Below are 25,568 nucleotides of genomic sequence, written 5' to 3' on the forward strand. Positions count from 1 at the left end.
ATTATCCGCCGATGTAGGACATTTCGATTTTCTGTGCGCTTGCCGCCCGCGGGGAAAGGCCCGCCGTGTTGACGGTGCGCGTCTCGGAATAGCGGTCGGCGCGCGCGCGCCAGAGCCGGGCGATGGCCGTCTGCATCTCCTGGTCCGAGCGCCCGCCGCGCAGCAGCTCGCGCAGGTCGTGGCCGCGCGTCGCGAACAAACACGTGTACAGCTTGCCCTCGGTGGACAGGCGGATGCGCGAGCAGTCGTGGCAGAATGCCTGCGTGACGCTGGAGATCATGCCGACTTCACCCCCGCCGTCGACATAGCGCCAGCGCTGCGCCGTCTCGCCCGCGTAATTGGCGCCGATCGGTTCGAGCGGCATCTCGGCCGAGATGCGGCGCACGACTTCGCTCGACGGCACGACTTCCGTCATGTTCCAGCCGTTCGATGCGCCCACGTCCATGTATTCGATGAAGCGCAGGATCGCCGGCGTGCCCTTGAAGTGGCGCGCCATCGGCAGGATCTGGCCGTCGTTCATGCCGCCCTTGACGACCATGTTGACCTTGATGGGACCGAGGCCGGCGGCGTGGGCGGCGTCGATGCCGGCCAGGACATCGGCCACGGCGAAGTCGACATCGTTCATGCGCTTGAACACCGCGTCGTCGATGGCGTCGAGCGAGACGGTCACGCGGTCCAGGCCCGCGTCCTTCAAGGTCTGCGCCTTGCGCGCCAGCAGCGAGCCGTTGGTCGTGAGCGTGAGGTCGAGCGGGCGGCCGGACGGCGTCTCGATGGCGCGCAGCTGTTCGACCAGGCGCTCCAGGTTCTTGCGTAGCAGCGGCTCGCCGCCCGTGAGGCGGATCTTTTCGACGCCATGGGTCACGAACAGCCGCGCCACGCGCGCGATCTCTTCGAAATTGAGCAGGGCCGCGTGGGGCAGGTAGGCGTAATCCTTGTCGAAGACTTCCTTCGGCATGCAGTACACGCAGCGGAAGTTGCAACGGTCCGTGACGGAGATGCGCAGGTCGTGCAGGGGCCGCCCGAGGGCGTCGGCGAGCAGGCCGGTCGGTGTCTCCAGCGTGTCGGGGACGGCCAGCGCGGGCGCGCGCGCGTCGGCCACCATGATGATTTTTTCAGCCATGCCAATACGATAGCAGAAGGCCGGCCAGGGCGCAGGCGAGGATGGTCTTGATCGTCCCGGTTCTGTAGCGCAATAACGCCACCGCGGCGGCCGTGCCGATGGCGATCGCGTCCCAGCGCGGCGCGCCGTGGTCGAGGAAGACGTGGGCGCCGAAGAACACGGCCAGGCTCGCGATGACGCCGACGACGGCCGCCGAGATCGCGGTCAGCGGCGCCGTCAGCCGCACGTCGCCGCGCGTGGACTCGACCAGCGGTCCGCCGGCGAGGATGAACACGAACGACGGTAAAAACGTGAAGAACGTCACCACACAAGCCGCGACCATGCCGGCCAGGAAGCGGGCGTCCGACCCGAACAGCGCGTGGGTCCAGCCGCCGACGAAGCCGACGAACGCGACGATCATGATCAGGGGCCCGGGCGTCGTCTCGCCCAGCGCGAGGCCGTCGATCATCTGGCCGGCGTCGAGCCAGTGATACTGTTCGACGGCGTGCTGCACGACGTAGGGCAGCACGGCATACGCGCCGCCGAACGTCAGCAGCGCCATCTTGCCGAAGAACGCGCCCATGCGCGGTAGTTCGCCGTCCGGTCCGTAGACGAGGGCCAGTCCCGCCCAGCCAGCCAGTCCGAGCGCGCAGCCGGCCACGCCGACGGTCGCCAGGCGCCGCCAGGTGAAGCGCGCGTGGGCCGGCGTCGGCGTCGTGTCGTCGATCAGTGCCGCCGGATGCGGGGCGCCGCCGGCCGCAGTGGCGTGGGCGCTGCCCTGGTCGAACAGCGCGGGCCGCAACCGGCCGCCGACGAACCCCACCACGGCCGCGCCGAGCACGATCAGGGGGAACGGCACGCCCAGCAGGTCGATGCCGATGAACGCGGCGAGCGCGACGCCGACCAGCAAGCCATTGCGAAGCGTCCGGCTGCCGATGCGCCACGCGGCGGCCAGCACGATCGCGACGACGGCCGGCTTGATGCCCGCCATGATCCCGGCGATGGCGGGCACCTGGCCCCACGTCATGTAGATCCACGACAGCGCGATCAGGACGACCAGCGACGGCAGCACGAACAGCACCCCGGCCGCGATCCCGCCCGGCACGCGGTGCAGCAGCCAGCCGATGTAGATGGCCAGCTGCGTCGCTTCCGGTCCCGGCAGCAGCATGCAGTAATTCAGCGCGTGCAGGAACCGCCGCTCGGAAATCCAGCGGCGGCGTTCGACGAGCTCGGCATGCATCATGGCGATCTGCCCGGCCGGGCCGCCGAAGCTGATGAAACCCAGCTTGAGCCAGTAGCGCAGGGCGGTGCGGAAGGAAACGGGAGCGGGCGGGGCGGACAAGGTGGTGGGCGAACGAATGGATGAGTTGCCCATCTTACACGCATCACGCGGGGGAGCGATGGCTCACTTCCACCAGGATGCCGCCCGGGGCGTGAACGTAGAACAGCGTCGCCCCGCGCTGGAGCGACACGGGCGGCAGGTCCGTCACGCCCGCCGCCTCCAGGCGCGCGTGGGCGGCGTGCACGGCCGCGTCGGAGTCGACGAGGAAGCCGATATGGAAGTTGTCTGGATAGTCCTGCGCGCCTTCCGTGCGCCGCCGCGTGAGGACGAGCGCGACTCCACCTTCGCCCAGCAGCAGGGCGAAGCCGTTATTGCCGCGCGTGTCGACCAGGCGGAAGCCGAAATGGGTGGTGAAGAAGGCGGCGGTGGCCGCGACGTCGGGGACGGGAAGGTCGAGGTGATTCAGTTGCATGACGTGCTCCGATGATGGGCTCGTACGGAACGATCCGCCGCTGAGGGCATGCGCGCACGAACCCGTTAAGCGCAATGGCGCCGGACGGTTCGTCGCGGGTACTCATGCGCGCACGCATGGAACAGAGCTTCGGCGCATGGCGCGCGAAGGGACCGGGCTTACCAAAAACGGTCCTGCCTTTTTCGACGCGGTCATCGTAGCACAGGTATAAAAAAAGGAAGCCCGCAGGCTTCCTTTTTGTCAGGGCAACGCGTTTATTGACGCGTATCCACCTGGATCAGCGGCTCGTTGACCGGCGGCGGCGCCGGCTTGCGCGTGCGGCGCGGACGTGCCGGCGGCTCCGCCTGCGCGGCCGCTTCCTGGGCGGCGCGCAGCTTTGCCGGATCCGTCGACGCCAGCGTCAGGCCGGCCTTCTCCAGCACCTCGTTCAGGTCGGCCGGCGCGGCAGCCACGGGGGCCGGTGCGACGACGGCAACCGGTGCCGCTTGCGCGACGACAGGCTGTTCAGCCTCGGCAGGCGCCGGAGCCGGTGCCGGAGCCGGAGCCGGAGTCGGAGCCAGAGTCGGAGCCGGAGCCGGAGCCGGAGCCGGAGCGGGCGCAGCGGCCGGGGCTTCGACAGGCGTTTCGACCGGCTGGGCGGCAACATCGGCTTCGGCCTTGTCGGCCACGGCAGCGGCAACCGACTCGGACGTCGGGAACGGCCACGGCGTCTGGGCGGCCGGCGCTGCCTCGACGACGGGCTCGGCCGGTGCAGCAGCCTGCGCAGCCGCAGCCGCAGCCGCGGCGGCCTGCTCGGCATGGACGCGGGCAGCTTCCGCCTGCTCGGCAGCGGCCTTCTCGGCCGCGGCTTTCACGGCTGCAGCCTTGACCGATTCCGAGGTCGGGAACGGCCACGGACCCAGGGCAACCGCCTTGGCGGGTTTGGCTTCAGGCTTGGCTTTCGCAGCCTTCGCTTCGGCCTGGACCTTGGCGGCTTCTTCGTCGGCCACCGGCGTGAAAGCCCGGGCTTCGCCTTCGACGACGTCCTGCTCGGCGCCCTCGACCTGGTCGCGGTCGCGACGGTTGCGGTTACGGCCGCCGCGACGGCGACGGCGGCGCGGCTCGTCGCCGTGCGCGTCGGTGTCCAGTTCGTCGCCATCCGGGCCTGCGGTCGCTTCCGCCACGTTCGCCGTCACCGGCTTCAGTGCTTCCGGGATCTCCGGCTCGCCGGCCAGCGTGATGGCCGCCTGGGCCGCCACGGCCTGGGCCGCGTTCAGCTCCTCGGTCTTGGCTTCCACCGGGGCGCGCTCGGCGCGTTCGGTGCGTTCCGTACGCTCGGCACCTTCACGCGGCGGGCGCGGCTGGCGCGGTGCGCGTTCCGGACGTTCGCCACGCTCCGGACGCTCGCCGCGTTCGGCACGTTCCGCGCGCGGGGCCTGTGGTTGTGCATCCGCCGTGACGGCGGCCTGTTCGCGCGGCTCGCGGGCTTCGCGCGGTTGGCGCGGCTGGCGCGGCTGGCGCGGCGGACGTGCCGGCTTGCCTTCGGTCTCGACCGGCTTGGCGCCTTCCACGGCGGCGTTCACATCGCGTTCCTCGCGCTCGGCGCGGTTGCGGCCATTGCCGCCGGCGGCGGCGTTGCGGCCGCCGCGGGCATTGCGCTGGCCACGGTTGCCACGCTCGCCGCGTTCGCCGGCGGCCGGTGCCGCTTCAGCGGGCTTGGGCGGGGCGACCGGTGCGGGCGGCGGCGCGATCGGGGCCGGACGGCCGAAGAAGAAGTTGCGCAGCTTGGCCAGGAAACCTTCCTGGGCCGGCGGCGTCCAGGCGGCAGCGGCGGGCGCGGCGGCAGGTGCCGGGGCGGGTGCCTCGACCGGCTTGGCCGGCTGGCGGTCGACCATCGGCGCCGGCTGGGCCGGGGTGATCGTCTTGACGACGGCTTCCTGGCGCGGCTTGGCTTCTTCCTTCTGGCGCTTGGCGAACGCCATGTCGGTGTCGGCCGACTCGGCCATCGTGTAGCTGGCGGCGTCGTCGTCCAGGCGCGGATCGTCGTGCTTGATGCGCTCGAGCTTGTAGTGCGGGGTTTCCAGGTGCTTGTTCGGGACCAGGATGACCGTGATGCGGTGGCGCGTCTCGATTTTGAGGACTTCGCCGCGCTTTTCGTTCAGCAGGAAAGCGGCGACGTCGACCGGGACCTGGACGTGGATCGCGGCCGAGTTTTCCTTCATCGCCTCTTCCTGGATGATGCGCAGCACCTGCAGGGCGGACGATTCGGTATCGCGGATGTGGCCGGTGCCCGAGCAGCGCGGGCAGGTCACGTGCGAACCTTCCGACAGCGACGGACGCAGGCGCTGGCGCGACAGTTCCATCAGGCCGAAGCGGGAGATCTTGCCCATCTGGACGCGTGCACGGTCATGGTGCAGGGCATCCTTCAGACGCTGTTCCACTTCGCGCTGGTTCTTGGCGACTTCCATGTCGATGAAGTCGATGACGATCAGGCCGCCCAGGTCGCGCAGGCGCAGCTGGCGGGCCACTTCGTCGGCCGCTTCCAGGTTCGTGTTGAACGCGGTGGTCTCGATGTCCGAGCCGCGCGTGGCGCGGGCCGAGTTGACGTCGATGGAGACGAGGGCCTCGGTGTGGTCGATCACGATCGCGCCACCGGACGGCAGCGGCACGGTGCGCGAGTACGCGGTCTCGATCTGGTGTTCGATCTGGAAACGGGAGAACAGCGGCACGTCGTCCGTGTAGCGCTTCACGCGGTGCGCCATGTCGGGCATCACGTGGCTCATGAACTGCTGGGCCTGGTCGAAGATCTCGTCGGTGTCGATCAGGACTTCGCCGATGTCGGGCTGGAAGTAGTCGCGGATCGCGCGGATGACCAGCGACGATTCTTGATAGATCAGGAACGGACCCGGGGCCGACTTGCCGGCGCCTTCGATCGCGCGCCACAGCTGCATCAGGTAATTCAAGTCCCACTGGAGTTCTTCGACGTTGCGGCCGATGCCGGCGGTGCGGGCGATGACCGACATGCCCTGCGGCAGGTCCAGCTTGTCCATCGTCTCGCGCAGTTCCTGGCGCTCCTCGCCTTCGACGCGGCGCGACACGCCGCCGCCGCGCGGATTGTTCGGCATCAGGACCAGGTAGCGGCCGGCCAGCGAAATGAACGAGGTCAGGGCCGCGCCCTTGTTGCCGCGTTCTTCCTTTTCGACCTGGACCATGATTTCCTGGCCTTCGCGCAGGGCTTCCTTGATCGTGCAATTGCGGACGTCGACGCCGTCGCGGAAATAGGAGCGGGCAACTTCTTTGAAGGGGAGGAAACCGTGGCGCTCTTCGCCGTAGCTGACGAAACAGGCTTCAAGAGAGGGTTCGATGCGGGTGATGACGCCTTTGTAGATGTTCGACTTTCGCTGTTCGCGACCGGCGGTCTCGATATCGATGTCGATCAGTTTCTGGCCATCGACGATCGCTACGCGCAGCTCCTCCTGCTGGGTAGCGTTAAACAACATACGTTTCATTTTTATAAACTCCGCGACCCGTGGGCCGTTTCATGCCGTCTTTATGCAAGAGCGGCGAAAGTACAGGGATGTACGCGGTGAAGGGAGTGTTGGCGGTGGTATGCCCGGGGTGTGGCACGGCATTGCCGGCCACAGGGCGCAGTGGCGTCGAACGACATTGCCTCGCGCACGAGCGTCCTCGCCGGCCCGGGCGGCCCGATCGGGGCGGCACAGGGGCAGGCAAGCGGTGCGACACAGCCAGATCTTCAGTGGGCGCGCATGCCGGGGAGCCGAAGGGTGCTGCCGAAACGGGCGCTCCGGGGCGTGAAGACCGCGGTGCGTGCTGCGCACCTGCTTGATCTTCCCGGATGACTGTCTCCAACAACACTGCTACAGCTCACGACGGTCTAGCGGCTCCTTACTTCGGGTCGGGCGAACGGCAAGCGTTATCGACGCCATCACCCGGCGAGCCGACCCTGCGGCCGGCTTGCCGGTACTTATCCTTACAATTCCAAACAATCCAATCCTGCATCCTGTGCGGCTACCCGGTTGCAACTGCGGTGCAACCCAGGTCCGCACAGGAATGTGCGTACACGTCTAGAAATCCTTGAAATCCGCCGCTGCGCTTTCGCATTGTCGCTGCGATGCCGCGACACTACTGCCGCTTGCGACGGTTTGGGGATTCCGTTTTTTTCCATCGAATTTGCATTTTGGCGGGGCCGATGGAGACGCCCCTGTGTAAAATATCGTTTTAATTCTTACACCTGCAGAGGTTTGACCGCCGCCTGTCGATTATATATTCAAAATGAAGGACTTAGAGAGAATTTCTGGGAAGACAGAGCGAATGACCATGCAAAACGATGTTGTTCCCCCTTCATCACAGACAGATAGCCGCCCCCCTGCCACTGCTCAGTTTGTCACAATCACCGAGGAAGAAGCAGGCCAGCGCATCGATAATTACCTGCTGCGCGTCTGCAAGGGTGTCCCAAAAAGCCATATCTACCGCATTCTCCGCTCCGGCGAAGTGCGCGTGAACAAAGGCCGCATCGATCAGTTGTACCGCCTGGTAACGGGCGACATCGTCCGCATCCCGCCTGTCCGCATCGCCGAAAAGGCCGCGGGCAGCGCCCCTGTGCCGGGCGCGGAATTTGCCATCGTGCACGAAGACAGCCACCTGCTCGTCATCGACAAGCCGGCCGGCGTGGCCGTGCACGGCGGTTCGGGCGTGTCGTATGGCGTCATCGAGCAATTGCGCGCAGCCCGGCCGGATGCCAAATTCCTGGAACTGGTGCACCGCCTGGACCGTGAAACGTCCGGCTTGCTGTTGCTTGCCAAGAAACGCTCCGCGTTGACTAACCTGCACGAGCAAATGCGCGACGGCACAACCGACAAGCGCTACCTGACGATGGTGGCCGGCGACTGGCGCAATCCGCGCCAGCACGTGAAGCTGCCGCTGCACAAATACACGACGCCGGACGGCGAGCGCCGCGTCGTCGTGCAGGCGGGCGGCCAGGAAGCGCATACGGTATTCAACCTGCTGCGCAAATGGCCGGCGTTCGCGCTGCTGGAGGCGGAACTCAAGACGGGGCGCACGCACCAGATCCGCGTGCACCTGGCCTCGAGCGGCTTCCCGATCCTCGGTGACGAGAAATACGGCGATTTTGCGCTCAACAAGCAGCTTCAGAAGGCAAATGATGCGCGCGGTGCCTTGCGCCGCATGTTCCTGCACGCGTACCAGATCACGTTCCAGCACCCCGACACGGGCAAGCCGCTCACCCTGAAGGCGCCGTTGCCGGCGGAATGCGAGCGTTTCTTGGTAAGCTTGGGGCCAGCGCAGGAACTCAAAACACGCAGCACCCATCGATAACGCGGAATGAGGAGCCGGCGCCACGAGCGCCGGGAGACATGGCAAGAAAGCAATTCGATCTGATTGTCTTCGATTGGGACGGCACGCTGATGGACAGCACCGCCACCATCGTCAAATGTATACAGTCTGCAGCCAAGGACTTGGGCCTGGCTGTTCCAAGCGACGCCGCGGCCTCGCACGTGATCGGCCTCGGCCTGGGCGAAGCCATGCAGGCCGTCATGCCGAACATCGAGCCGGCCCTGTATCCGCGCATGGTCGAACGCTATCGCTACCACTTCCTGACGAAAGACCACGAACTGGTCCTGTTCCAGGGCGTGCGGGCGATGCTTGACGAGCTTTCCCAGGAGGGTTATTTCCTCGCGGTGGCGACCGGCAAGAGCCGGGTCGGCCTGAACCGCGCCCTGAACGCGGCGGGGCTGCTGTCCGTGTTCGATGCGACCCGTTGCGCCGACGAGACATTTTCCAAACCGCACCCCGCAATGTTGCAAGAATTGACAAGGGAACTCGGCCAGGACATGCGGCGCACCGTTATGATCGGCGACACGACGCATGACTTGCTTATGGCAAATAATGCCGGCGCCACAGGCATCGCCGTCGAATATGGCGCCCATCCAGTCCAGCAGTTGCAGGCATGCCATCCGGTTTTCACGGCAAAGAACGTGCCCGAATTGCATCAGTGGCTGGTCGAGAACGCATGAGCGATACCGAAGACGTCTATATTTGCGATTCCGCGACCGTCGAGGACGGCGGCAAGGGCGTCCGTTTCCCCGTACTGGCGTTCGGTGACGATGCGACCGGTTTCGTCGTACGCTTCGGCGGCAGGATCTACGCCTACCTGAACCGCTGCGCCCACGTGCCGGTCGAACTGGACTGGTTCAAGGGCGAATTCTTCGAATCGAGCAAGCTTTATCTCATGTGTTCGACGCATGGCGCCATCTACTTGCCCGAGAGCGGGGCCTGCGCAGGCGGTCCTTGCCGTGGCGGCAAACTGCGGCCGATTACCGTGCGGGAAGCCGATAACCGGATTTATTGGCAACCGGACCAGCATATCCGTCCGCCGGCATCCGGCCAGTCCGGTAGCCAGATGGGGTAACCACACCAGGTAACTATGAGCGACAACACCAGGAACGACAATCCGAACGACAACCGAACGGCCGCACCGCCGACCTTCAGCAACTGGGAACGCGAGACCCTGGAACGCCTCGTCTTTGCCACCGTGCGCGAGCAGCGGGCCGCGCGCCGCTGGGGCATCTTCTTCAAAATGTCCTTTCTTCTGGTGGCATTTTTCGCGATCTGGGCTTATTTCGACTTCAACTTCGGCAGTTCGGATATCGAGGCGCTGGGCCGCCACACCGCGCTGATCGAGATCGACGGCGCCATCGAGGACGAAGGCAGCGGTGCCGCCGATACCGTCATCCCGTCGCTGAACAAGGCATTTTCCGATCCGGGCTCTGCAGCCATCGTCCTGCGCATCAACAGCCCGGGCGGCAGTCCCGTGCAGGCGGGCATCATCGTCGACGAAATCCAGCGCCTCAAGAAGGGATATCCGAACAAGCCCCTGTACGTGGTCGTGGACGAGATCTGCGCATCGGGCGGCTATTACATCGCAGCGGCGGCCGACAAGATCTACGTCAACAAGGCCAGTATCGTCGGGTCGGTCGGCGTCTTGATGGACGGCTTCGGCTTCACCGGCCTGATGGACAAGCTCGGCATCGAGCGCCGCCTGCTGACGGCGGGCGAGAACAAGGGCTTCCTCGATCCGTTCAGCCCGCAGTCCGACAAGCAGAAGCAGCATGCGCTCGAGATGCTGAACGAAATCCATGAGCAATTCATTGCCGTCGTGCGTGCCGGACGCGGCAAGCGCCTGAAGGAAAATCCGGAAATCTTTTCCGGCCTTTACTGGACCGGGGCCAAGGCGGTCGAGATGGGCCTCGCGGATGGCTTCGGCACCGTGGACACGGTCGCGCGCGATGTCGTGAAGGCGGAAGACATCATCGATTACACGGCGCACGAGGGCTTGCCGGAGCGTGTGCTGAAGAAATTTGGCGCGTCGGTCGGCGCCGGTGCGGTGCATTCGATGTACCGGGGTGCCGTACCCAGCTTGCGCTGAGCACGGGCATCGGGCGACTGATATGTCTCAATATTGGGCTTGAAACTTACAAACGGTGGGCTATAGTTGGTGTGTAGCTGTTTCGGCGCGAGCGACAAGAAACCAGCCTGTTCTTGGCGTTGCTGGAACCGCTTCAGACCCGCATCCGTGCGGTTTCGAGAGAATTCAATTCCTCAAGCTGGAGTCCCAATCGGGAAGGAAACGACGGCGTACGCCGTCGTTTTCATTTTGGGCGTTCGTCGTCGGGCGCGCCTGGAATCGATTTCACATTTGCTAACGATGTGGCTGACGACCGTGACGTCGAGCGCGGGCCGCCATGCACGACCACTTTCCGGCTCAGGAGTGCGCCCTCGTCCGCTTGCTGCGATGTCTCGGCGATAACGCTATCGAGACTGCCCGGCTCAGGCTGGTGAAAGCCGCCTGACTCCAGCCAGGCCTGAAAACGGCGCTGAGCCTGCTCATACCATACGGCGCGCATCGGCAGCTGGTGTTCAAAACAATGTACATGCGGGATGTCGCCACCGCGCGTCCAGCGCGCCAGCGCAAGCCGAGTCGGGAAGATCGCGGCGTATTCAAGGGCCACCTTCGTCCCGCTGCTTGTGGCCGAGGATGAAGACGGGGTGCTATGGTTCTGCTTTTTTTCGATCTGCACGTTTGCCTCGTGGTTTGGGGGTTAATCCGATGTGCCGGATGGTGCGGCCCACCCTTAGTCCTACACTCAGTAACTGTAGGTCGATTCCTAATCAGGTTTCAGTGTATCAACGGGACATAGTCAATTCTTGAGATGTGTCAAACGAATTCTTGCTTCGAGTTGAAACCCCTGGGTTGCTGAACTTTGACGCTTGCAATCCTTCTGCTACAGTCTCGCCCCATGAGTAAACTATCCCTCGACCGCGTGCTCCAGTCGCAAGGCTTCGGTACACGCAAATATTGCCGGGCTCTGATCGAAGACGGCGACGTGGCCATCAACGGCGAAGTCCACGACAAGTACAAGACCCTCGTGGAGACGGACGGCCTGGTGCTGACCGTGTTCGACGAAGAATGGGTCTATCGCGAACACGTCTACATCGCCTTGTATAAACCCTCCAACTTCGAGTGCTCCCGCAAGCCGAGCCACCATCCAGGCGTGCTGACCTTGTTGCCGGAACAATTTACCTGGCGCGACGTCCAGCCTGTCGGCCGACTCGATCATGACACGACGGGCCTGCTGCTGATGTCGGACGACGGTCCGTTCATCCACGCCCAGTCTTCACCCAAGCGGCACATCCCGAAGGTGTACCAGGCGACCACCCAGGAGCCGGTCACCCAGGCGCTCGTCGACCAGCTCCTGTCGGGCGTGCAATTGCACGATGAGCCCGCGCCGCTGGCGGCCCAGTCCTGCGTACAGCGGGGCGATCATCAGCTGGAGATCGTGCTGGAGCAGGGTAAATATCATCAGGTCAAGCGCATGCTGGCTGCGGCGGATAACCATTGCGCCGCGTTGCATCGCTCGCAGATCGGCGGGCTGACGCTCGAGTCGCTGGGTTTGCAGGAAGGGGAGTGGTGTTATCTGGAGCAGGCGCAGCTGGATTTGCTGGTGCCGGGCTGATGCGGTGATGCGCGGCGGCGCGCATTATCGTGCTGCCGTGCGACATTCCATGCGGATTTCCGCGACACTCGTCATCGACTCTTGTCGCTGTTTAACCCCGACGATGCCGATGCCTGCAAGAAATCACCGCCTCTTCCTCCTGCTTACCTTCCTCGCGATACATCCGGCCATGGCTCAGCAGACCGATCCGGGTCTGGCCGATTGCGCGCGCGTGACCGATGCCGCCCGGCGGCTGGCGTGCTATGACCGGCTGGCCGGCGTCACGCCCGCGCCTGCGGCCGCACCGGCACCGGCGATCCAAAATGCGGACCTGGTCAATGCCCGGGTCGCCGACGCGCCGCCCGTTCCGGCCGCGGTCGACGCTTCGCCCGGCACCATGCGAGATTTCAGCCTGGCCGATCATTGGGAACTGGACCAGGAACACAAGCGTGGCGTCTTCAATTTCCGTCCGCATCAGGTGAACTACCTGATGTTCACCCGCACCGCGCATCCCAACAACGAACCCTACCGGCCGTTCCGCCGCATCGCCGACCTGACAAGCGACCTCGCGCACTCGGAACTCGTGTTCCAGCTGGGATTCAAGATGAAGCTCGTCGAAAACGCTTTCGCCAAGCCCGTCGATCTGTGGTTTGGCTATACCCAGAACAGCTTCTGGCAAGCCGGCAATCACGAGGCGTCCAGCCCCTTTCGCGAGACGAACTATCAACCCGAGCTGATGGCCGTCACTCCACTGCATTTCAGTGTATTCGGGATGAATGCGCGCTTTCTTAATCTCGGTCTGGTGCACCAGTCGAACGGCCAGACCTCGACATTGTCGCGCAGCTGGAACCGCGTCTATGCCCAGGTCGGACTGGAGCGGGCAGGGTGGACGGTGCTGGGGCGTGTCTGGAAACGCGTCAACGAGGCGGCTGCCAACGACGACAACCGCGACATCGTCGATTACATGGGACGCGGCGATGTCGTCGTGACCTACCGCAGCAATGGCAACGATTACTCGGCCCTATTGCGGCGCAATTTTTCCACCGAGCGTGGTGCTGTCCAGCTCAGCTGGGCGTTTCCGCTGGCGGGGCACATCAAGGGGTATGCTCACCTGTTCTCGGGTTATGGGCAGAGCCTGATCGACTATAACTATTACCAGAACACAGTGGGGCTGGGGTTGCTCGGGACGTTCTGAACCGGACGTCAGCGCGCGGGAGCTCTGCACTGCAATGGCGGCGCGATTCCCGATTGCTCCCATCATAAAACTCGTCATACTCGAAGACGGCACTTGTAATGGCCAGCTCGTCGTCGTGCGCGACCTTAAGACGGCCCACATCGCGGACGGCATCGCTCCAACCCTGCAGGCGGCCTTCGACGACTGGCGCTTCATTGCGCCGCAGCTCGCCATGCTGTACGCCGATCTGAACGCGGGCCGCGTCTGCCGGCCGTTCGATTTCGACCATGGCCGCTGCATGCGCCGCTGCCGTGCGCTCTCAACTGGCCGTCGGTACCGCTTGCCGGAAGGCTGTAAGGAGGACGGACGAGCCGCAGAGGCGCCAAGCCGCCAGCGACGAACTGCCTGACCCTACGGGCGACATCGTGCTAAATAGTCTTCCAGTTTTGCTGTCAAAGTCGATTAGGCAAGATAGTAGAAGCTGAATCGATGAAGCTGCTAGAACTGTCAAACGAGGAGTGGCGGACGCTGCGAGCGATGGCAATTATCCACAGCATCTGCGGACGCGAATACGAGCGCAGAGCGTCTTACGGTTGAGCCAAGGGCTGACGTCACGGCAGACTGCGGGCAAGTTCATGGTTCATTTGAACAGCGTCGAGCAGTGGCGTCAACGCTGGATTAAGCTCAGGCTCGCCGGATCTATAACAGCCGGCGTTTGCACTCGATACTCGCAAATCTTCCGCCCGCTTCCTGCGAACGGAATATGGTAGCGAAAGATGCTATCGTCGAGTCCAAAATTACTTGACCACTACAGGTTGTTGATAGAGGACTTGTTCAGAGAGAATCCATCCTGTGGCTGTTCGATACGCAGACACGGTCCAGCGTGATCCCGTTTTCACTAGGTTCCCCTTTGCCGGCGTCAGGAGACGGGTTTCTGTCCCAGCGGCGACGTCGTTGTCCACGAAGGTGACGGTGGCGCCTGTCGAGGTCGAGCGAAACACCACGACATCGCCAACATTTCCGCTGATGATCGACTTGATCGTGGCGTTCACTGCCGATGTGCCGGCCAAATAAGAAGTCCGCTTTTTTGAGTCTACGGACGTCCCAACAAGGCCTGCCAGGTCGAATTCCATCGTCGATGGCTCGCCTTGGACACCATAATAATTGATACCCGCTTTCGTCAAGCCCTGCGCCGAATAGCGGTTGCTGTTCCCCTGTCCAAGGGTACGTGAGGACAATTCTAACGGTGGCGCGGCGCCAGAGCCGCCAGAGCCCTCAAATACGCATCCGCTAATATCATTGTCGTTGCAACCTCCGCCAATGCTTACCCACGCGATGCCCGTCTTCAGCTCAGAAAAATGGCAGTTTAGCAATTTGTTGTTGTGCGCGCCGTTGGTCATCGCAATCGGCGGCACGACACCGTCTGATTTCTTGAATTTGCAATGATCGAACAACACCCCAACGATGCCCGCCATGGTGATGTCCTGATAGTTCTCCTTGAAAACACATTCCCGAAACGAAAGGGCGCTAAGAGGGATGTATGTTACTTTTGCTGTCCGATCTAGCCGAGCGCCGTAGTACGCGCCTTGGAAAATGCAGGTGTCGAAGATGGTGGAACCTTGGGTGCCGTAGTAGCGAAGCGCGGCGCTGGACCGCACTTTGTTGTTCTGGAACTGACATCCCCGGAACATGAACAGGTGGTCGTAGTTGGTCCACGACGGCAGCGCCACGCCGGTAGACCCGTCCTTATCCGCAGCCATCACCTGCACCACGTAATTGACCACGCCAGGCAGGAAGTCCGGAGAGGCATAATGGCTGCAGTTCTCGAAAACCACGTTTTCTGAAACGCGTGAGATGCCACGATCCCCTGCCCATGCGTAGATGAAAGAGCGAACGTTCTTGCCGTAGCAGTTGGTAAATTTGATGTTGTAGCAACTAGCTACGCGGAGAAAGCCCATCGACGTAGGGTTGTCGTAGCCATTGAACTGCTCTACGCAGACGTTGTACGGGTGCATACCGTACTTGTCGGTTTCGCTCGGAGCACGGCCATATTCGATGTTTACGCCATAAGCGCACGGCCCGGTAATGTCCACCTTCTTGACGTCGATATCAAAGGCGTTCCCGCTGATGCAGAAAAACATGGTCGAGCCGATGCAGTCAGATGCTTTGATGTTACGCACCGAGATTGCCCGAGTCGCAGCAGTTCCGCCCCGGTTATCGCCAATCCAGAAAACGACGGTCGGCACGGAGTCGCTCAGGGTCGAGCGGGTCCGTACCGCCTTGTACTGGGCATTCTCGATCCTGACGTTCTCCACACCGTAAATGAAGAACAACGGCTTCGCGCGCTTGGCGTTCTTGCCAGACCAAAATCCCTGAACGTTGTCAACGATGACCGCGTCGCGGAAGTTGATCTTGGATTCACTTGGGATGGTGAGGGTGTCGGTGAAGCGGTACGTGTGCGTTGACTTAGCAAGCAGCTCCTTACCGGCCGAAGCATTGATAGCGTTCTGCCAAGCCGCAGTATGGTCGAGGGTGGGCGCGCCCGTAATGGCGTCGGCGAGCAGCTCGGGAGAAAGGAAGCTTTCGATGTAGACTGTCTCTCGCAGCTCGTTCTGCACTGTGTGCGTGGCAGCACTGGTACTGGCACCGGCACTGGCAGGGGGCAAACCAATCAGGGCCGAGCCGAGTGAGGTTGTGACGCCCCCTATCCACGATCGAAGAGAACTGTCAATGCAGTCCGCCCTTCGGGTCCATACCGTCGACCCATCGGAACGCTTAAGTGAAATATTGTAAGACCCAGCGCTTAAGTACAGCGGGGCCGGAAGCTCGCCTCGCACGTCCAGGGCTATATATTTGCCGCCGACCCCATCGTCCGTATAGGTGTGTGGCACCGTTCCGTCCGGATCGGTAAAGGCGGTTTTATGCGCTTTTGTTCCGTAACTGTACGTATAAAGTCTGCCGTCAACCAGGGGCTGGCCGAAATCAGTGAATTCTTGCAGGCGTAAATTTACTCGCGGGCTAGTTTGCATCAGTCATCCTAAAACAAAGCCCTGTGTAAGCAGGACTGGAACAAAGCCCCACAGGGGAGGGTAAGTTGGGAATCATGCGAGGGCTTACTTCAACCGTGTTGCCGTGACAATCTTACTGCCGATCTGGCCGCCGACAGGCCGATATTATTTGATAAAACACTTCCGAGTGCTGACGCTCTCGCCCAGGGCCTTGAGACTATTCAGGTTCTGCGCGCCAGCGGCGCCCTTAGCCCGTAGAATGCTGCCTATCAGATCAGCGCTTGGCTGCGAGGTGTCTGGCTACGTCGAACGTCTTGACCAGTCCTGCTGCACCGAACTACTTCGTTCGATGTTCCCGGCATTGGTCCCGCAATATATGATGGCAAGCGGGCAAAGAATTTGGTGCGTTCAGCTTCGACGATGTCGGCGCCGGCTTCGGCTTCGCGTTGAATAGACACAAGTTCAGAGAAGGATTGCGAGCGAACATGTGTAGTTACGAATGTGAGAATAAGCGATCCAAATGGGAAAAATCAAGTCTAAGATTTAATTCCAATCTTCATTATCGGATCATTTTTTTTGTAAATACTGTTGAGACGGTTGGTGCGCTTCGTATCGGCCACTCAATATGTACGAGATCACCACAATCCACATAGTTGTCACGCAAACAATGGGTGAGTGTAAAACGGTAACAATGTCTTGCACGAATGGATTGCCTCTTTCTAGGTCGCAACTAATTGTCGCAAATATGCTGAATTCAAACAGATAACAGGAGGCAACTAGCGGTCAGCGATATAACAAAGCCTTTCGCTCGCCCGTTACCCTAAGGTAAAATGCTAGATTGTTCGCGGTGCATCCAGTCCATCTCTCCCAAAACCAATGTTCAAGTTCACCAAGAGTTTTATAGCCGTGGCGCTGGCCACGGCTTCTGTTGGCGCGTTTGCCCAAAATTCCATCAGCAAGGCAGACCTGTTTGGCCAGGACCAGTCCAGCCAGTCCAGCCAGTCCGGTACCGATGACAGTACGGCAACTACGACTATGACCGGGGCGAATCTGGGGATAACGTCACCCCGGAAAGTGGTCATCACTAATTCGCAGGATGCTCAGGCCGCTGCTACTGCCCGGGGCATGCCATCCGACGCTGGAGCCAGCATCAACGGCATGACGCCGCGATCTGACTTTGGCAACCAGTCGAGTGTCAAAACTCCTGAACTCAGCGAGTTTCAGAAATTCATTGCGGATAATACCGGCCAAGTCCTGCCGATTTTCGGCACCGCGTTTTTTGCCAATGCCCAGGCCACGTTCGCGCCGATCGTGAATTCACCTGTTCCAAGTGACTATCCGCTCGGTCCCGGCGACGAATTGAAGATCCGCGGCTGGGGCACGATCGACATCGATTATCGTGCCACTGTCGACCGAAACGGCACAATTAACATCCCGACCGTCGGCTCCGTTGTGCTGGCAGGTGTGAAGGCAGGCGACGCCGAAAACGTCGTTCGCGCCGCTATCGCCAGGTTGTACAAGGGCGTTACGGTCAGCGTCAATTTTGGCCAGTTGCGCGCCATTACAGTATATGTTGTTGGTCAGGCGAACCGTCCGGGCACGTACACGGTGTCGAGTCTGTCAACCTTGGTGACCGCCCTGTTTGCCAGCGGCGGTCCAAACGCGAACGGCAGTATGCGCAGAGTGCAGGTGAAGCGCGGCGGCAAGGTCGTGGCCGAGCTCGACCTGTATTCGTTTATCGCCAAAGGTGATAAGTCCGCCGATATCAAGCTATTGGATGGTGACACCATTTACATTCCGCCTGCGAGCGGTTTTGTGGCGCTGGTAGGCAAGGTCAACAGCCCCGCGATTTACGAGCTGAAATACAGTAACGAGCCGCTCGAATCTGTGCTCGACTATGCTGGCGGTCTGCCAGTCGTAGCTGACCCGCGCCGAGCGTTTCTGGAGCGTATCGACCCGAACAAGAGCCGTCCGCGCAGCGTGGAAGAGTTTGCGTTAAACAGTGAAGGACTCAAGCGCTCGTTGAAAAACGGTGACGTGTTGAATGTGACCTCGATCATCCCGGAATTCTCGAACGCTGTGGTCCTGCGTGGCAACGTCGACCAGCCAGTCCGTGCGCCGTTCAAACAGGGCATGCATATCTCCGACCTGATTCCGAACAGGGAATACCTGATCACTCGTAACTCAATCAAGCGGCAGAACAATACCGTTGCAGTCGATAACGACGAGAAGAACACGACCGAAAATGCGGGTAGCATCGCAACACGTATCGGCGGATTGATTGACGCCATCAACTGGGACTATGCCGTCGTCGAACGGGTAAACCGGTCGGATTTGAGTGTCCAGCTGATTCCCTTTAACCTAGGCAACGTGTTTCTCCATCCTGCCGGACCTGACAATCTTCAGCTCCAGCCTGGCGATACTGTCACGATCTTCTCCCAGAGCGATGTGGCCGTGCCAATGGAGAAGCGCCAAATATTTGTACGTGTCGAAGGCGAAGTGAAAATACCGGGTGTCTACCAGATGACGGCCGGAGATACGCTGTCAACCTTGATCGCGAAAGCAGGTGGCCCGACCTCCAACGCGTATATGTTCGGTACCGCGTTCTATCGAGAGGAGGTGCGCAAAGAACAGCAGGCGAATCTGCAGCGTGCGGTAGACCGGCTCGAAGCTCAGATCCGTAACGAGGAGTCCACCCAAGCGGCCAACCTGCGCGCCATGAGTTCGGCGGATGCGGCAGCAGCGAGTGCTCAGCTTGAGACTGAACGCAAGATCGCTCAAGAACGCATCGATCGCCTCCGTAAGCTCGAGTCTAGCGGCCGCATCGCGTTCGGACTAGACCCGAACGAGCGCTCGTTCGCACATTTGCCACAAGTGACGCTAAAGAACGGCGACCGTCTTGTCGTGCCATCGAAGCCCGCCTTCGTTCACGTTTTTGGCGCCGTTAACGTCGAGGCGTCTCCGCTGTGGAAACCGAATAGTCGGGTCAGTGACTACCTGAAGATAGCCGGTACGGCCATGGACGCCGATGTGGACAACGCATTCGTGCTGCGTATCGACGGTACCGTCGTGTCAACGAATTCGCAAGGATGGTTCTTCGGCAAGATTGGTGGCGTTGAAGTTATGCCAGGCGATACGATCGTCGTTCCAGAAAAGTTCGATCGTCAGACAGCTTGGAGCAAATTTATGCAAGGCGCTCGTGAGTGGACGCAGATATTCGCAAACTTCGGATTGGGTGCAGCCGCAGTGAAAACATTACGTGACTAAGGAACTGTATAAAGAATTGATTGATCGATCCAGTTAAAGTAGAAAAAATAACGTAAATATATGAGCCAACCGCAGATTCATGAAACACCGCGCCACGCTACACAAGACGCTAATTCATTTAGCGCCGTTGAGCTACTAATTATTTTGGCAAAGCATAAAAGGCTAATCTTCGGATTCCCCATCGTTATTGCTGTCCTTTGTGCTGCGATCAGTTTTGTTTTGCCCAATATTTATAGATCAAGTGCCAAATTGCTTCCACCGCAGCAGCCGCAATCCAATGCAGTCGCTATGTTGTCACAGCTCGGAGGTGTTGCTGGTATAGCCGCAGCGGCCGGTGCGCTGAAGAATCCGAATGATCTTTATGTCGCAATGTTAAATAGCCGTACAGTGGCTGATCGACTGGTTGCACAGTTTGATCTGAAGAAGACATATGAAACAGAATCGTTAGAAAGCGCACGGCGTCAGTTGGCCGAAAATACGAATATTTCATCAGGAAAAGACGGTCTAATTGAAATTGAAGTCGAAGATAAAGATCAGAAGCTTGTAGCAAATTTGGCTAATGCATATATTTCCGAGTTGTTGAGGCTAACACGCTTGCTCGCAGTAACCGAGGCGAGCCAACGTCGGATGTTTTTCGAGCGCGAGCTTGAAGTCGCAAAAAACAACTTATCTAAGGCGGAAATTTCACTGAAAAGCTCACTCGACACGCACGGAGTTATTAGCGTCGATGCCGAAAGTAGAGCAATGGTGGAGACAATTGCTGTCCTCAGAGCAAAAATATCTGCTAAAGAAATCGAACGTAATTCGATGCAGGCATTCGTTACCGCCACTCATCCGGACTACTTGCGTACGGAAGAGGAGATTAAGAGCTTACGTAACGAGTTATCTAGACTGGAAAATGGCGGGAGTTCCACAGGCGATGGCGTCAGCCGGCCAGCAGGCCTCGAAAATATCAAGATTTTACGTGACGTGAAGTACTACCAGATGCTGTATGAATTACTTGCCAAGCAGTATGAGATTGCCCGGCTGGATGAAGCGAAAGATCCTTCGATTATCCAAGTGCTTGATCCTGCTGTTCAGCCGGAAAAAAAAGTTAAACCAAAACGTGCGATCATTGTCTTGATTTGTAGTATTGCTGCTTTTTTTGTGGCAGTTATCTGGGCTTTTATTCTTGATATGAAACAGCGCATAATTCATGAGCCAGAAAAGGCAAGCCGTTGGGCTGAATTGCGCACATTGCTGTCTTCTAAATAATAACGTCTAAGATATTTTCGATTGAGGAAATCTCGCATGACGTTGCCGTAAATATTGGAATGGATTAATAAAAGATGAAAAACGTTCTCGTTACCGGTGCCGACGGTTTTATCGGATCTCATCTCACGGAATTGTTGGTTCAGAAGGGTTGCCAAGTCAAGGCCTTGTCGCAATATAATTCGTTTAACTCTTGGGGGTGGCTGGAAGATGTCTCATCTCAAGATCAAATCGAAGTTCTCAGCGGCGATGTGCGTGACCCACATTTTTGCAAGCATATCACCAAAGGAATTGATACGGTTTTCCATTTGGCGGCTTTGATCGCAATTCCTTATTCGTACGTCGCTCCCGATAGTTATGTCGACACCAATATTAAAGGCACACTGAACATTTGCCAGGCCGCTCTGGAAAATGGTGTGAATAGGGTTATTCACACGTCAACTAGCGAAGTTTATGGTACCGCGCAGTATGTTCCGATCGATGAAAAACACCCGTTGCAGCCACAGTCTCCATACAGTGCAACCAAGATCGGTGCAGATGCAATTGCAATGAGTTTTTTTAACGCGTTTGATTTGCCACTCACGATCGCGCGACCGTTTAACACGTATGGCCCGCGCCAATCAGCTCGCGCTGTCATCCCGACAATTATCAGTCAAATTGCTAGCGGGAAAAAACAAATTCAACTTGGCGACGTCACCCCAACGCGCGATTTCAACTACGTTGCAGACACTTGCCGTGGCTTTCTTGCGTTGGCCGGCTGTGATCGCGCGATCGGAGAGACAGTAAATATCGGCTCGAATTTTGAAATTTCGGTGGGGGATACCTTAAATCTCATTCGAGAACTGATGCATAGTGATGTCGAGTTTCTCACAGACGATCAACGTTTACGTCCCGGGAAGTCCGAGGTGTTTCGTCTGTGGGCGGATAACACGAAAATACGTGATTTGACTGGATTCGAGCCCGAGTACAGTATCCGTCGTGGCCTCCAGGAAACGATCGATTGGTTCGTGCGCCCGGAAAATCTTGCGAAGTATAAAACCAACATCTACAACGTCTGATATGTTCGAATCCCTCGTTAGCTTCGTTCGCGAACAATATAAAAGCAACGAATTTATTCCATTACATGCTCCGATCTTCAGCGCAAATGAACGCGACTATGTAATGGATACAATAGACTCAACTTTCGTATCCAGCGTGGGCGCTTATGTTGATCGTTTTGAGCGTGAAATGGCTGCGTACGTGGGGAGTCAACGCGCGGTCGCGACAGTTAATGGAACCGCAGCGCTGCATATGGCATTAAAACTTGTGGGGGTGCTGCCGGGTGACCTCGTAATCACGCAACCTCTTACCTTCGTTGCAACCTGCAATGCAATTGCATATTGCGGCGCCGAGCCCGTTTTCATTGATGTAGATCGTACCACGTTAGGACTGTCGCCGAAAGCGCTCGAGCAGTGGCTTGACGAGTATGCTTACATCGATGCGGATGGCGCATGTCGGACGCTCGCCGACAACAAAAATGTACGTGCATGTGTTCCGATGCATACTTTTGGCCACCCTGCTGACCTTGACGGTCTCGTTGATGTTTGTGTGCGATGGAATATCGCGCTTGTCGAAGATGCAGCCGAATCGCTCGGCAGCCTGTACAGAGGAAGGCACACAGGCACCTTTGGCTCGGTGGGTGTACTCAGCTTTAATGGGAACAAGATTATTACCACAGGCGGCGGCGGAATGATTTTAACCGATGAGGTAGTGGGAGCGAGAGCTAAGCACCTGACAACCACGGCAAAGATCCCCCATCCCTATGAATATGTTCACGATGAGATAGGCTATAACTACCGTTTGCCGAACATTAATGCAGCATTGGGTTGTGCACAACTTGAAGCTCTTGAATCGTTTATATCGGCGAAACGTGCACTGGCGGCGCGCTATGCCGACTATTTCAACAATAGCGACCTCTACTTCGTGCGTGAGCCGGAAGCGTGCAAATCAAATTATTGGCTTAACGCCGTAATTTGCCAAGATCGTGCCCAGCGTGACGAGTTGCTCAAAACGACTAATGAAAGTGGAGTGATGACGCGACCGATCTGGGCTCTGATGAACCGGTTGCCATTTCATCATGGCGCTCGTGCAGGCGAGCTTCCCAACGCCCACTGGCTAGAGGAGCGGGTCGTTAATATTCCGAGTAGCGTCATCCCAGACCTTTGCCAATGAAGCGCCTTGGTATTTTTGGTACGTCAGGCTTTGCTAGAGAGATAGGCGATATCGCATGGGAGTTATCGTACAAACCACTGTACATTGCACAAAATGCAGATGAATTGACGTTATGGAATTCTTCGGACGAGGCAATTGTCGAAAGTGGAGTGCGGAAGTATGCAGACATTCCCTTCGCAATTGGCATTGGTAACCAAAACGTTCGACAGCGATTGGTACGTCTTTATAATGATTTTACGTTCGCTAATTTGATTCACCCAGACGCCACTTTCGGTCGCGCTCAGAAAGAAGCAGTGCTTGCGCGCCGCGGTATAATTGTCGCAGCCGGGGTCCGACTGACCAATCATATTCAGATCGGCAATTTTGTCGTATTGGATAGAAATTCGACAGTTGGACATGACTGCATTATCGATGACTTTGTTCATATTGCACCGAGCGCGTGCGTCTCAGGTAACGTGCACATTGGTGCGCGTTGTTGGATTGGGGCCGGAGCTATTATCAACCAAGGTGATGTGACTGCCAAATTAATTATTGGGAACGATACTGTTATCGGCTCTGGCTCTGTCGTGGTGCGCGCGTGCGAGCCGCAGGCAGTGTATGTGGGCATTCCCGCGAAGAGGATAAAATGAGAACGTTAATAATTGCCGAGGCAGGAGTAAACCATAACGGTGATCTGGAACTCGCGAAAAAGCTGATCGCAAGTGCGGCTGCAGCGGGAGCTGATCTTGTAAAGTTTCAAAGTTTTATTGCGAGCAGTATTATCTCGGCGGATGCACCGAAGGCTGACTACCAAAAACAAACTACAGGGAGTGCCGAAAGTCAGTATGAGATGGTGCGCAAGCTTGAGTTGTCCCGGCGGGATCATGAAGTATTAATTGAAGAGTGTGGCCGTCACGGTATCGGATTCTTTTCTACGGCTTTTGACGTTGCGAGTTTCGATATGCTTGTCGAGTTGGGGCTTGATCAAATCAAGATTCCATCAGGTGAGCTGACTAATTTACCGCTGTTGCGCTATATGACGCGTCTACGCAAGCCGGTAATTTTATCTACGGGCATGGCAAGTATGGGGGATGTGGAAGCAGCTTTAGAAGTTATAGAGCAGAGCGGCACATCACGTGACAAGATTACGATCTTGCATTGCACTACTGAGTATCCGGCACCTTTGGACGAAGTAAATCTGCGTGCAATGCTTAGCCTTAAGCATGCCTTTGGCGTAAATGTTGGTTACTCGGACCACACTCGCGGAATTGAAATCCCTCTCGCTGCAGTTGCGCTTGGCGCAACTGTGATTGAAAAGCATTTCACGCTTGACCGCAAACTTCCGGGGCCAGATCATCAAGCCAGTCTTGAACCATCTGAGTTGGCGGCAATGGTTAACGGCATTCGTAATATCGAGCGCGCGCTTGGTGATGGTATCAAGCGTCCCACGACATCTGAGCTAAAGAATCGGGCAATTGCTCGCAAGTCGTTGGTGGCAAGCCGCCCTATTAGCGAGGGTGAAATTTTCAGTGAGAGCAATTTAACCGCGAAGCGTCCAGGTACTGGTATCTCCCCGATGCGTTGGGACGAAGTGATAGGCAGGCGAGCTCGCCGTGATTTCCAATGTGATGAGCTGATCGAGCTATGAACCGAAAAGTTTGCGTGGTCACTGGCACTCGTGCCGAATTTGGTCTACTGCGTTTACTCATGCAAAGATTAGATGAAGCCCAGGACGTCGAACTTCAAGTTCTAGCCACTGGCATGCATCTGTCTCCAGAGTTTGGCTTGACGTATCGTGAGATTGAACAAGCCGGCTTTGCTATTGATGTTAAAGTTGAGATGTTGCTTAGCGCAGACTCAGCGACTGCAGTCACCAAAAGTATGGGTCTAGGCCTCATCGGCTTTGCAGATGCCTACACGCGGCTGCAGCCGGATGTGATTATTTTGCTTGGTGATCGTTTTGAAATATTCACGGCTGCCACTGCGGCGTTGATCGCGGGCATTCCGATAGCCCATCTGCACGGTGGTGAAACGACCGAAGCGGCATTCGACGAAGCGCTTCGCCACTCTATTACAAAGATGTCGCATTTGCATTTTGTCGCGGCTGAAGAGTACCGGCACCGCGTGATACAGTTAGGTGAGCATCCTGAACGCGTGTTTTTGGTCGGCGGATTAGGCATTGATGTGATCAAACAGATGCCCTTGCTCGGTCGCGAGGCTATCGAGGCTTCACTTGATTTTAAGCTGGGCCTCCGCAATTTTTTGGTTACATTCCATCCAGTTACTCTCGAGGCAAAAAGCTCGTCTCAGCAGATGTCTGAATTGCTGGCTGCACTTGACCTAGTTGATGATGCGCACATCGTTTTCACGCTTCCTAATGCGGACACCGGCGGTCGACAATTAATTGAGCAAGTGCAACAGTTTGTTTCTACTCATCCGAATTCGCGTGCGTATTCCTCACTCGGACACCTGCGCTATCTGTCATATATGCAGTTCGTAGATGCGGTAGTTGGGAACTCATCAAGTGGCTTAGCGGAAGCGCCAAGTTTGGGTGTTCCGACCGTGAACATCGGCGATCGACAAAAAGGTCGTCTTCGTGCAACCAGTGTGATTGATTGCGCCCCCGACCGAAACGCTATTGCGGCAGCGCTCGCGAAGACTGAAGATCCGGTATTTCGAAATCAGCTTTCAAACGTTATAAACCCTTACGGAAGTGGTGGTGCTAGCGAGAGAATAGTCGACATCGTTCGCACCTATCAATTGGATGGAATTTTGAAAAAATCGTTTTACAACATTGGCATGTAGTTGAGTTAG

21 protein-coding genes are annotated in these 25,568 nt (G+C 58.5%); 15 read left to right on the forward strand and 6 right to left on the reverse strand.

The genetic code is table 11. The annotated features are described in order from the left end of the window. Window position 1: 1 nt before the first annotated feature. From moaA to ACL58G_RS10725, 4 genes are all read right to left on the reverse strand, one after another. Window positions 2-1,120, reverse strand: a complete 1,119-nt coding sequence (moaA, locus tag ACL58G_RS10710) for a GTP 3',8-cyclase MoaA (RefSeq protein ID WP_440966765.1) — start codon at window positions 1,118-1,120, stop codon at window positions 2-4. After that, entirely contained in the window at window positions 1,113-2,474 is a 1,362-nt protein-coding gene (gene chrA, locus ACL58G_RS10715) for a chromate efflux transporter (protein ID WP_440966767.1), read from the reverse strand. Before chrA ends, moaA begins: the two co-directional genes overlap by 8 nt. Before the next feature lie 10 nt (window positions 2,475-2,484). Then, window positions 2,485-2,853 (reverse strand): VOC family protein, encoded by a 369-nt coding sequence (locus ACL58G_RS10720; protein WP_440966768.1) that lies wholly within the window; start codon window positions 2,851-2,853, stop codon window positions 2,485-2,487. Window positions 2,854-3,107: 254 nt separating this feature from the next. Next, window positions 3,108-6,341: an Rne/Rng family ribonuclease gene (locus ACL58G_RS10725; RefSeq protein WP_440966770.1), complete on the reverse strand. Its 3,234-nt coding sequence runs from the start codon at window positions 6,339-6,341 to the stop codon at window positions 3,108-3,110. A gap of 829 nt (window positions 6,342-7,170) precedes the next feature. On the opposite strand from ACL58G_RS10725, the gene ACL58G_RS10730 reads away from it, so the two are divergent. The 4 genes from ACL58G_RS10730 to ACL58G_RS10745 are packed head-to-tail and all read left to right on the forward strand — an operon-like array spanning window position 7,171 to window position 10,297. Continuing rightward, entirely contained in the window at window positions 7,171-8,187 is a 1,017-nt protein-coding gene (locus tag ACL58G_RS10730) for an RluA family pseudouridine synthase (RefSeq protein WP_413385961.1), read from the forward strand. A gap of 38 nt (window positions 8,188-8,225) precedes the next feature. After that, window positions 8,226-8,885 (forward strand): HAD-IIIA family hydrolase, encoded by a 660-nt coding sequence (locus ACL58G_RS10735; RefSeq protein ID WP_440966772.1) that lies wholly within the window; start codon window positions 8,226-8,228, stop codon window positions 8,883-8,885. Then, window positions 8,882-9,280 (forward strand): Rieske (2Fe-2S) protein, encoded by a 399-nt coding sequence (locus ACL58G_RS10740; RefSeq protein ID WP_440966774.1) that lies wholly within the window; start codon window positions 8,882-8,884, stop codon window positions 9,278-9,280. The genes ACL58G_RS10735 and ACL58G_RS10740 overlap by 4 nt, the downstream gene beginning before the upstream one ends. 15 nt (window positions 9,281-9,295) lie before the next feature. Then, entirely contained in the window at window positions 9,296-10,297 is a 1,002-nt protein-coding gene (locus tag ACL58G_RS10745) for a S49 family peptidase (protein WP_413383195.1), read from the forward strand. Between the two features lie 223 nt (window positions 10,298-10,520). On the opposite strand, the gene ACL58G_RS10750 is transcribed toward ACL58G_RS10745, so the two are convergent. Further along, complete coding sequence (locus ACL58G_RS10750) at window positions 10,521-10,949, reverse strand: hypothetical protein (protein WP_413383197.1); 429 nt, start codon at window positions 10,947-10,949, stop codon at window positions 10,521-10,523. 219 nt (window positions 10,950-11,168) lie between these two features. Here ACL58G_RS10750 and ACL58G_RS10755 point away from each other — a divergent pair, with 219 nt between their 5' ends. The 4 genes from ACL58G_RS10755 to ACL58G_RS10770 all read left to right on the forward strand — a co-directional run bounded on the left by ACL58G_RS10755 (window position 11,169) and on the right by ACL58G_RS10770 (window position 13,808). Further along, a complete protein-coding gene (locus tag ACL58G_RS10755) occupies window positions 11,169-11,885 on the forward strand; it encodes a pseudouridine synthase (RefSeq protein ID WP_413337261.1) in 717 nt (238 codons plus the stop codon). Between the two features lie 169 nt (window positions 11,886-12,054). Further along, a complete protein-coding gene (locus ACL58G_RS10760) occupies window positions 12,055-13,059 on the forward strand; it encodes a phospholipase A (RefSeq protein WP_440966776.1) in 1,005 nt (334 codons plus the stop codon). A gap of 34 nt (window positions 13,060-13,093) precedes the next feature. Then, complete coding sequence (locus ACL58G_RS10765) at window positions 13,094-13,447, forward strand: hypothetical protein (protein WP_440966778.1); 354 nt, start codon at window positions 13,094-13,096, stop codon at window positions 13,445-13,447. 109 nt (window positions 13,448-13,556) lie between these two features. Then, window positions 13,557-13,808: a helix-turn-helix domain-containing protein gene (locus ACL58G_RS10770; protein ID WP_440966780.1), complete on the forward strand. Its 252-nt coding sequence runs from the start codon at window positions 13,557-13,559 to the stop codon at window positions 13,806-13,808. Window positions 13,809-13,835: 27 nt separating this feature from the next. Here the strand turns inward: ACL58G_RS10770 and ACL58G_RS10775 are convergent, their stop codons facing one another. Further along, the gene (locus tag ACL58G_RS10775; RefSeq protein WP_440966781.1) at window positions 13,836-16,067 is read right to left on the reverse strand and encodes a hypothetical protein; all 2,232 of its coding nucleotides are present in this window, start codon (window positions 16,065-16,067) and stop codon (window positions 13,836-13,838) included. A gap of 855 nt (window positions 16,068-16,922) precedes the next feature. Between ACL58G_RS10775 and ACL58G_RS10780 the strand changes: the two genes are divergently transcribed. The 7 genes from ACL58G_RS10780 to neuC all read left to right on the forward strand — a co-directional run bounded on the left by ACL58G_RS10780 (window position 16,923) and on the right by neuC (window position 25,559). Beyond that, window positions 16,923-19,313, forward strand: coding sequence for an SLBB domain-containing protein (locus ACL58G_RS10780; RefSeq protein WP_440966783.1), 2,391 nt, complete (start codon window positions 16,923-16,925; stop codon window positions 19,311-19,313). A gap of 60 nt (window positions 19,314-19,373) precedes the next feature. Then, window positions 19,374-20,567 carry a GumC family protein gene (locus ACL58G_RS10785; RefSeq protein WP_440966784.1) on the forward strand — a complete coding sequence of 398 codons (1,194 nt, stop codon included), beginning with the start codon at window positions 19,374-19,376 and terminating at the stop codon, window positions 20,565-20,567. Window positions 20,568-20,641: 74 nt separating this feature from the next. Then, window positions 20,642-21,622 carry an NAD-dependent 4,6-dehydratase LegB gene (locus ACL58G_RS10790; RefSeq protein ID WP_440966786.1) on the forward strand — a complete coding sequence of 327 codons (981 nt, stop codon included), beginning with the start codon at window positions 20,642-20,644 and terminating at the stop codon, window positions 21,620-21,622. Between the two features lies 1 nt (window position 21,623). Beyond that, window positions 21,624-22,775, forward strand: coding sequence for a LegC family aminotransferase (locus ACL58G_RS10795; RefSeq protein ID WP_440966788.1), 1,152 nt, complete (start codon window positions 21,624-21,626; stop codon window positions 22,773-22,775). After that, the gene (locus ACL58G_RS10800) at window positions 22,772-23,404 is read left to right on the forward strand and encodes a hypothetical protein (protein WP_440966790.1); all 633 of its coding nucleotides are present in this window, start codon (window positions 22,772-22,774) and stop codon (window positions 23,402-23,404) included. Before ACL58G_RS10795 ends, ACL58G_RS10800 begins: the two co-directional genes overlap by 4 nt. After that, on the forward strand, window positions 23,401-24,402 hold the full coding sequence (gene neuB / locus ACL58G_RS10805; RefSeq protein ID WP_440966792.1) for an N-acetylneuraminate synthase: 1,002 nt from the start codon (window positions 23,401-23,403) through the stop codon (window positions 24,400-24,402). The genes ACL58G_RS10800 and neuB overlap by 4 nt, the downstream gene beginning before the upstream one ends. Further along, window positions 24,399-25,559 (forward strand): UDP-N-acetylglucosamine 2-epimerase, encoded by a 1,161-nt coding sequence (neuC, locus tag ACL58G_RS10810; protein WP_440966793.1) that lies wholly within the window; start codon window positions 24,399-24,401, stop codon window positions 25,557-25,559. Before neuB ends, neuC begins: the two co-directional genes overlap by 4 nt. Window positions 25,560-25,568 lie beyond the last annotated feature (9 nt).

Origin of the sequence: Massilia sp. GER05 (assembly GCF_052056005.1) — a bacterium.
Taxonomy (GTDB): Bacteria; Pseudomonadota; Gammaproteobacteria; order Burkholderiales; family Burkholderiaceae_D; genus Telluria; species Telluria orientalis.

What these genes read in the sequence shown, in the direction of transcription:
- moaA (WP_440966765.1), bottom strand. Translation starts at nt 1,120, where the DNA reads ATGGCTGAAAAAATCATCATGGTGGCCGACGCGCGCGCGCCCGCGCTG.
- chrA (WP_440966767.1), bottom strand. Translation starts at nt 2,474, where the DNA reads ATGGGCAACTCATCCATTCGTTCGCCCACCACCTTGTCCGCCCCGCCC.
- ACL58G_RS10720 (WP_440966768.1), bottom strand. Translation starts at nt 2,853, where the DNA reads ATGCAACTGAATCACCTCGACCTTCCCGTCCCCGACGTCGCGGCCACC.
- ACL58G_RS10725 (WP_440966770.1), bottom strand. Translation starts at nt 6,341, where the DNA reads ATGAAACGTATGTTGTTTAACGCTACCCAGCAGGAGGAGCTGCGCGTA.
- ACL58G_RS10730 (WP_413385961.1), top strand. Translation starts at nt 7,171, where the DNA reads ATGCAAAACGATGTTGTTCCCCCTTCATCACAGACAGATAGCCGCCCC.
- ACL58G_RS10735 (WP_440966772.1), top strand. Translation starts at nt 8,226, where the DNA reads ATGGCAAGAAAGCAATTCGATCTGATTGTCTTCGATTGGGACGGCACG.
- ACL58G_RS10740 (WP_440966774.1), top strand. Translation starts at nt 8,882, where the DNA reads ATGAGCGATACCGAAGACGTCTATATTTGCGATTCCGCGACCGTCGAG.
- ACL58G_RS10745 (WP_413383195.1), top strand. Translation starts at nt 9,296, where the DNA reads ATGAGCGACAACACCAGGAACGACAATCCGAACGACAACCGAACGGCC.
- ACL58G_RS10755 (WP_413337261.1), top strand. Translation starts at nt 11,169, where the DNA reads ATGAGTAAACTATCCCTCGACCGCGTGCTCCAGTCGCAAGGCTTCGGT.
- ACL58G_RS10760 (WP_440966776.1), top strand. Translation starts at nt 12,055, where the DNA reads ATGGCTCAGCAGACCGATCCGGGTCTGGCCGATTGCGCGCGCGTGACC.
- ACL58G_RS10765 (WP_440966778.1), top strand. Translation starts at nt 13,094, where the DNA reads ATGGCGGCGCGATTCCCGATTGCTCCCATCATAAAACTCGTCATACTC.
- ACL58G_RS10775 (WP_440966781.1), bottom strand. Translation starts at nt 16,067, where the DNA reads ATGCAAACTAGCCCGCGAGTAAATTTACGCCTGCAAGAATTCACTGAT.
- ACL58G_RS10780 (WP_440966783.1), top strand. Translation starts at nt 16,923, where the DNA reads ATGTTCAAGTTCACCAAGAGTTTTATAGCCGTGGCGCTGGCCACGGCT.
- ACL58G_RS10785 (WP_440966784.1), top strand. Translation starts at nt 19,374, where the DNA reads ATGAGCCAACCGCAGATTCATGAAACACCGCGCCACGCTACACAAGAC.
- ACL58G_RS10790 (WP_440966786.1), top strand. Translation starts at nt 20,642, where the DNA reads ATGAAAAACGTTCTCGTTACCGGTGCCGACGGTTTTATCGGATCTCAT.
- ACL58G_RS10795 (WP_440966788.1), top strand. Translation starts at nt 21,624, where the DNA reads ATGTTCGAATCCCTCGTTAGCTTCGTTCGCGAACAATATAAAAGCAAC.
- ACL58G_RS10800 (WP_440966790.1), top strand. Translation starts at nt 22,772, where the DNA reads ATGAAGCGCCTTGGTATTTTTGGTACGTCAGGCTTTGCTAGAGAGATA.
- neuB (WP_440966792.1), top strand. Translation starts at nt 23,401, where the DNA reads ATGAGAACGTTAATAATTGCCGAGGCAGGAGTAAACCATAACGGTGAT.
- neuC (WP_440966793.1), top strand. Translation starts at nt 24,399, where the DNA reads ATGAACCGAAAAGTTTGCGTGGTCACTGGCACTCGTGCCGAATTTGGT.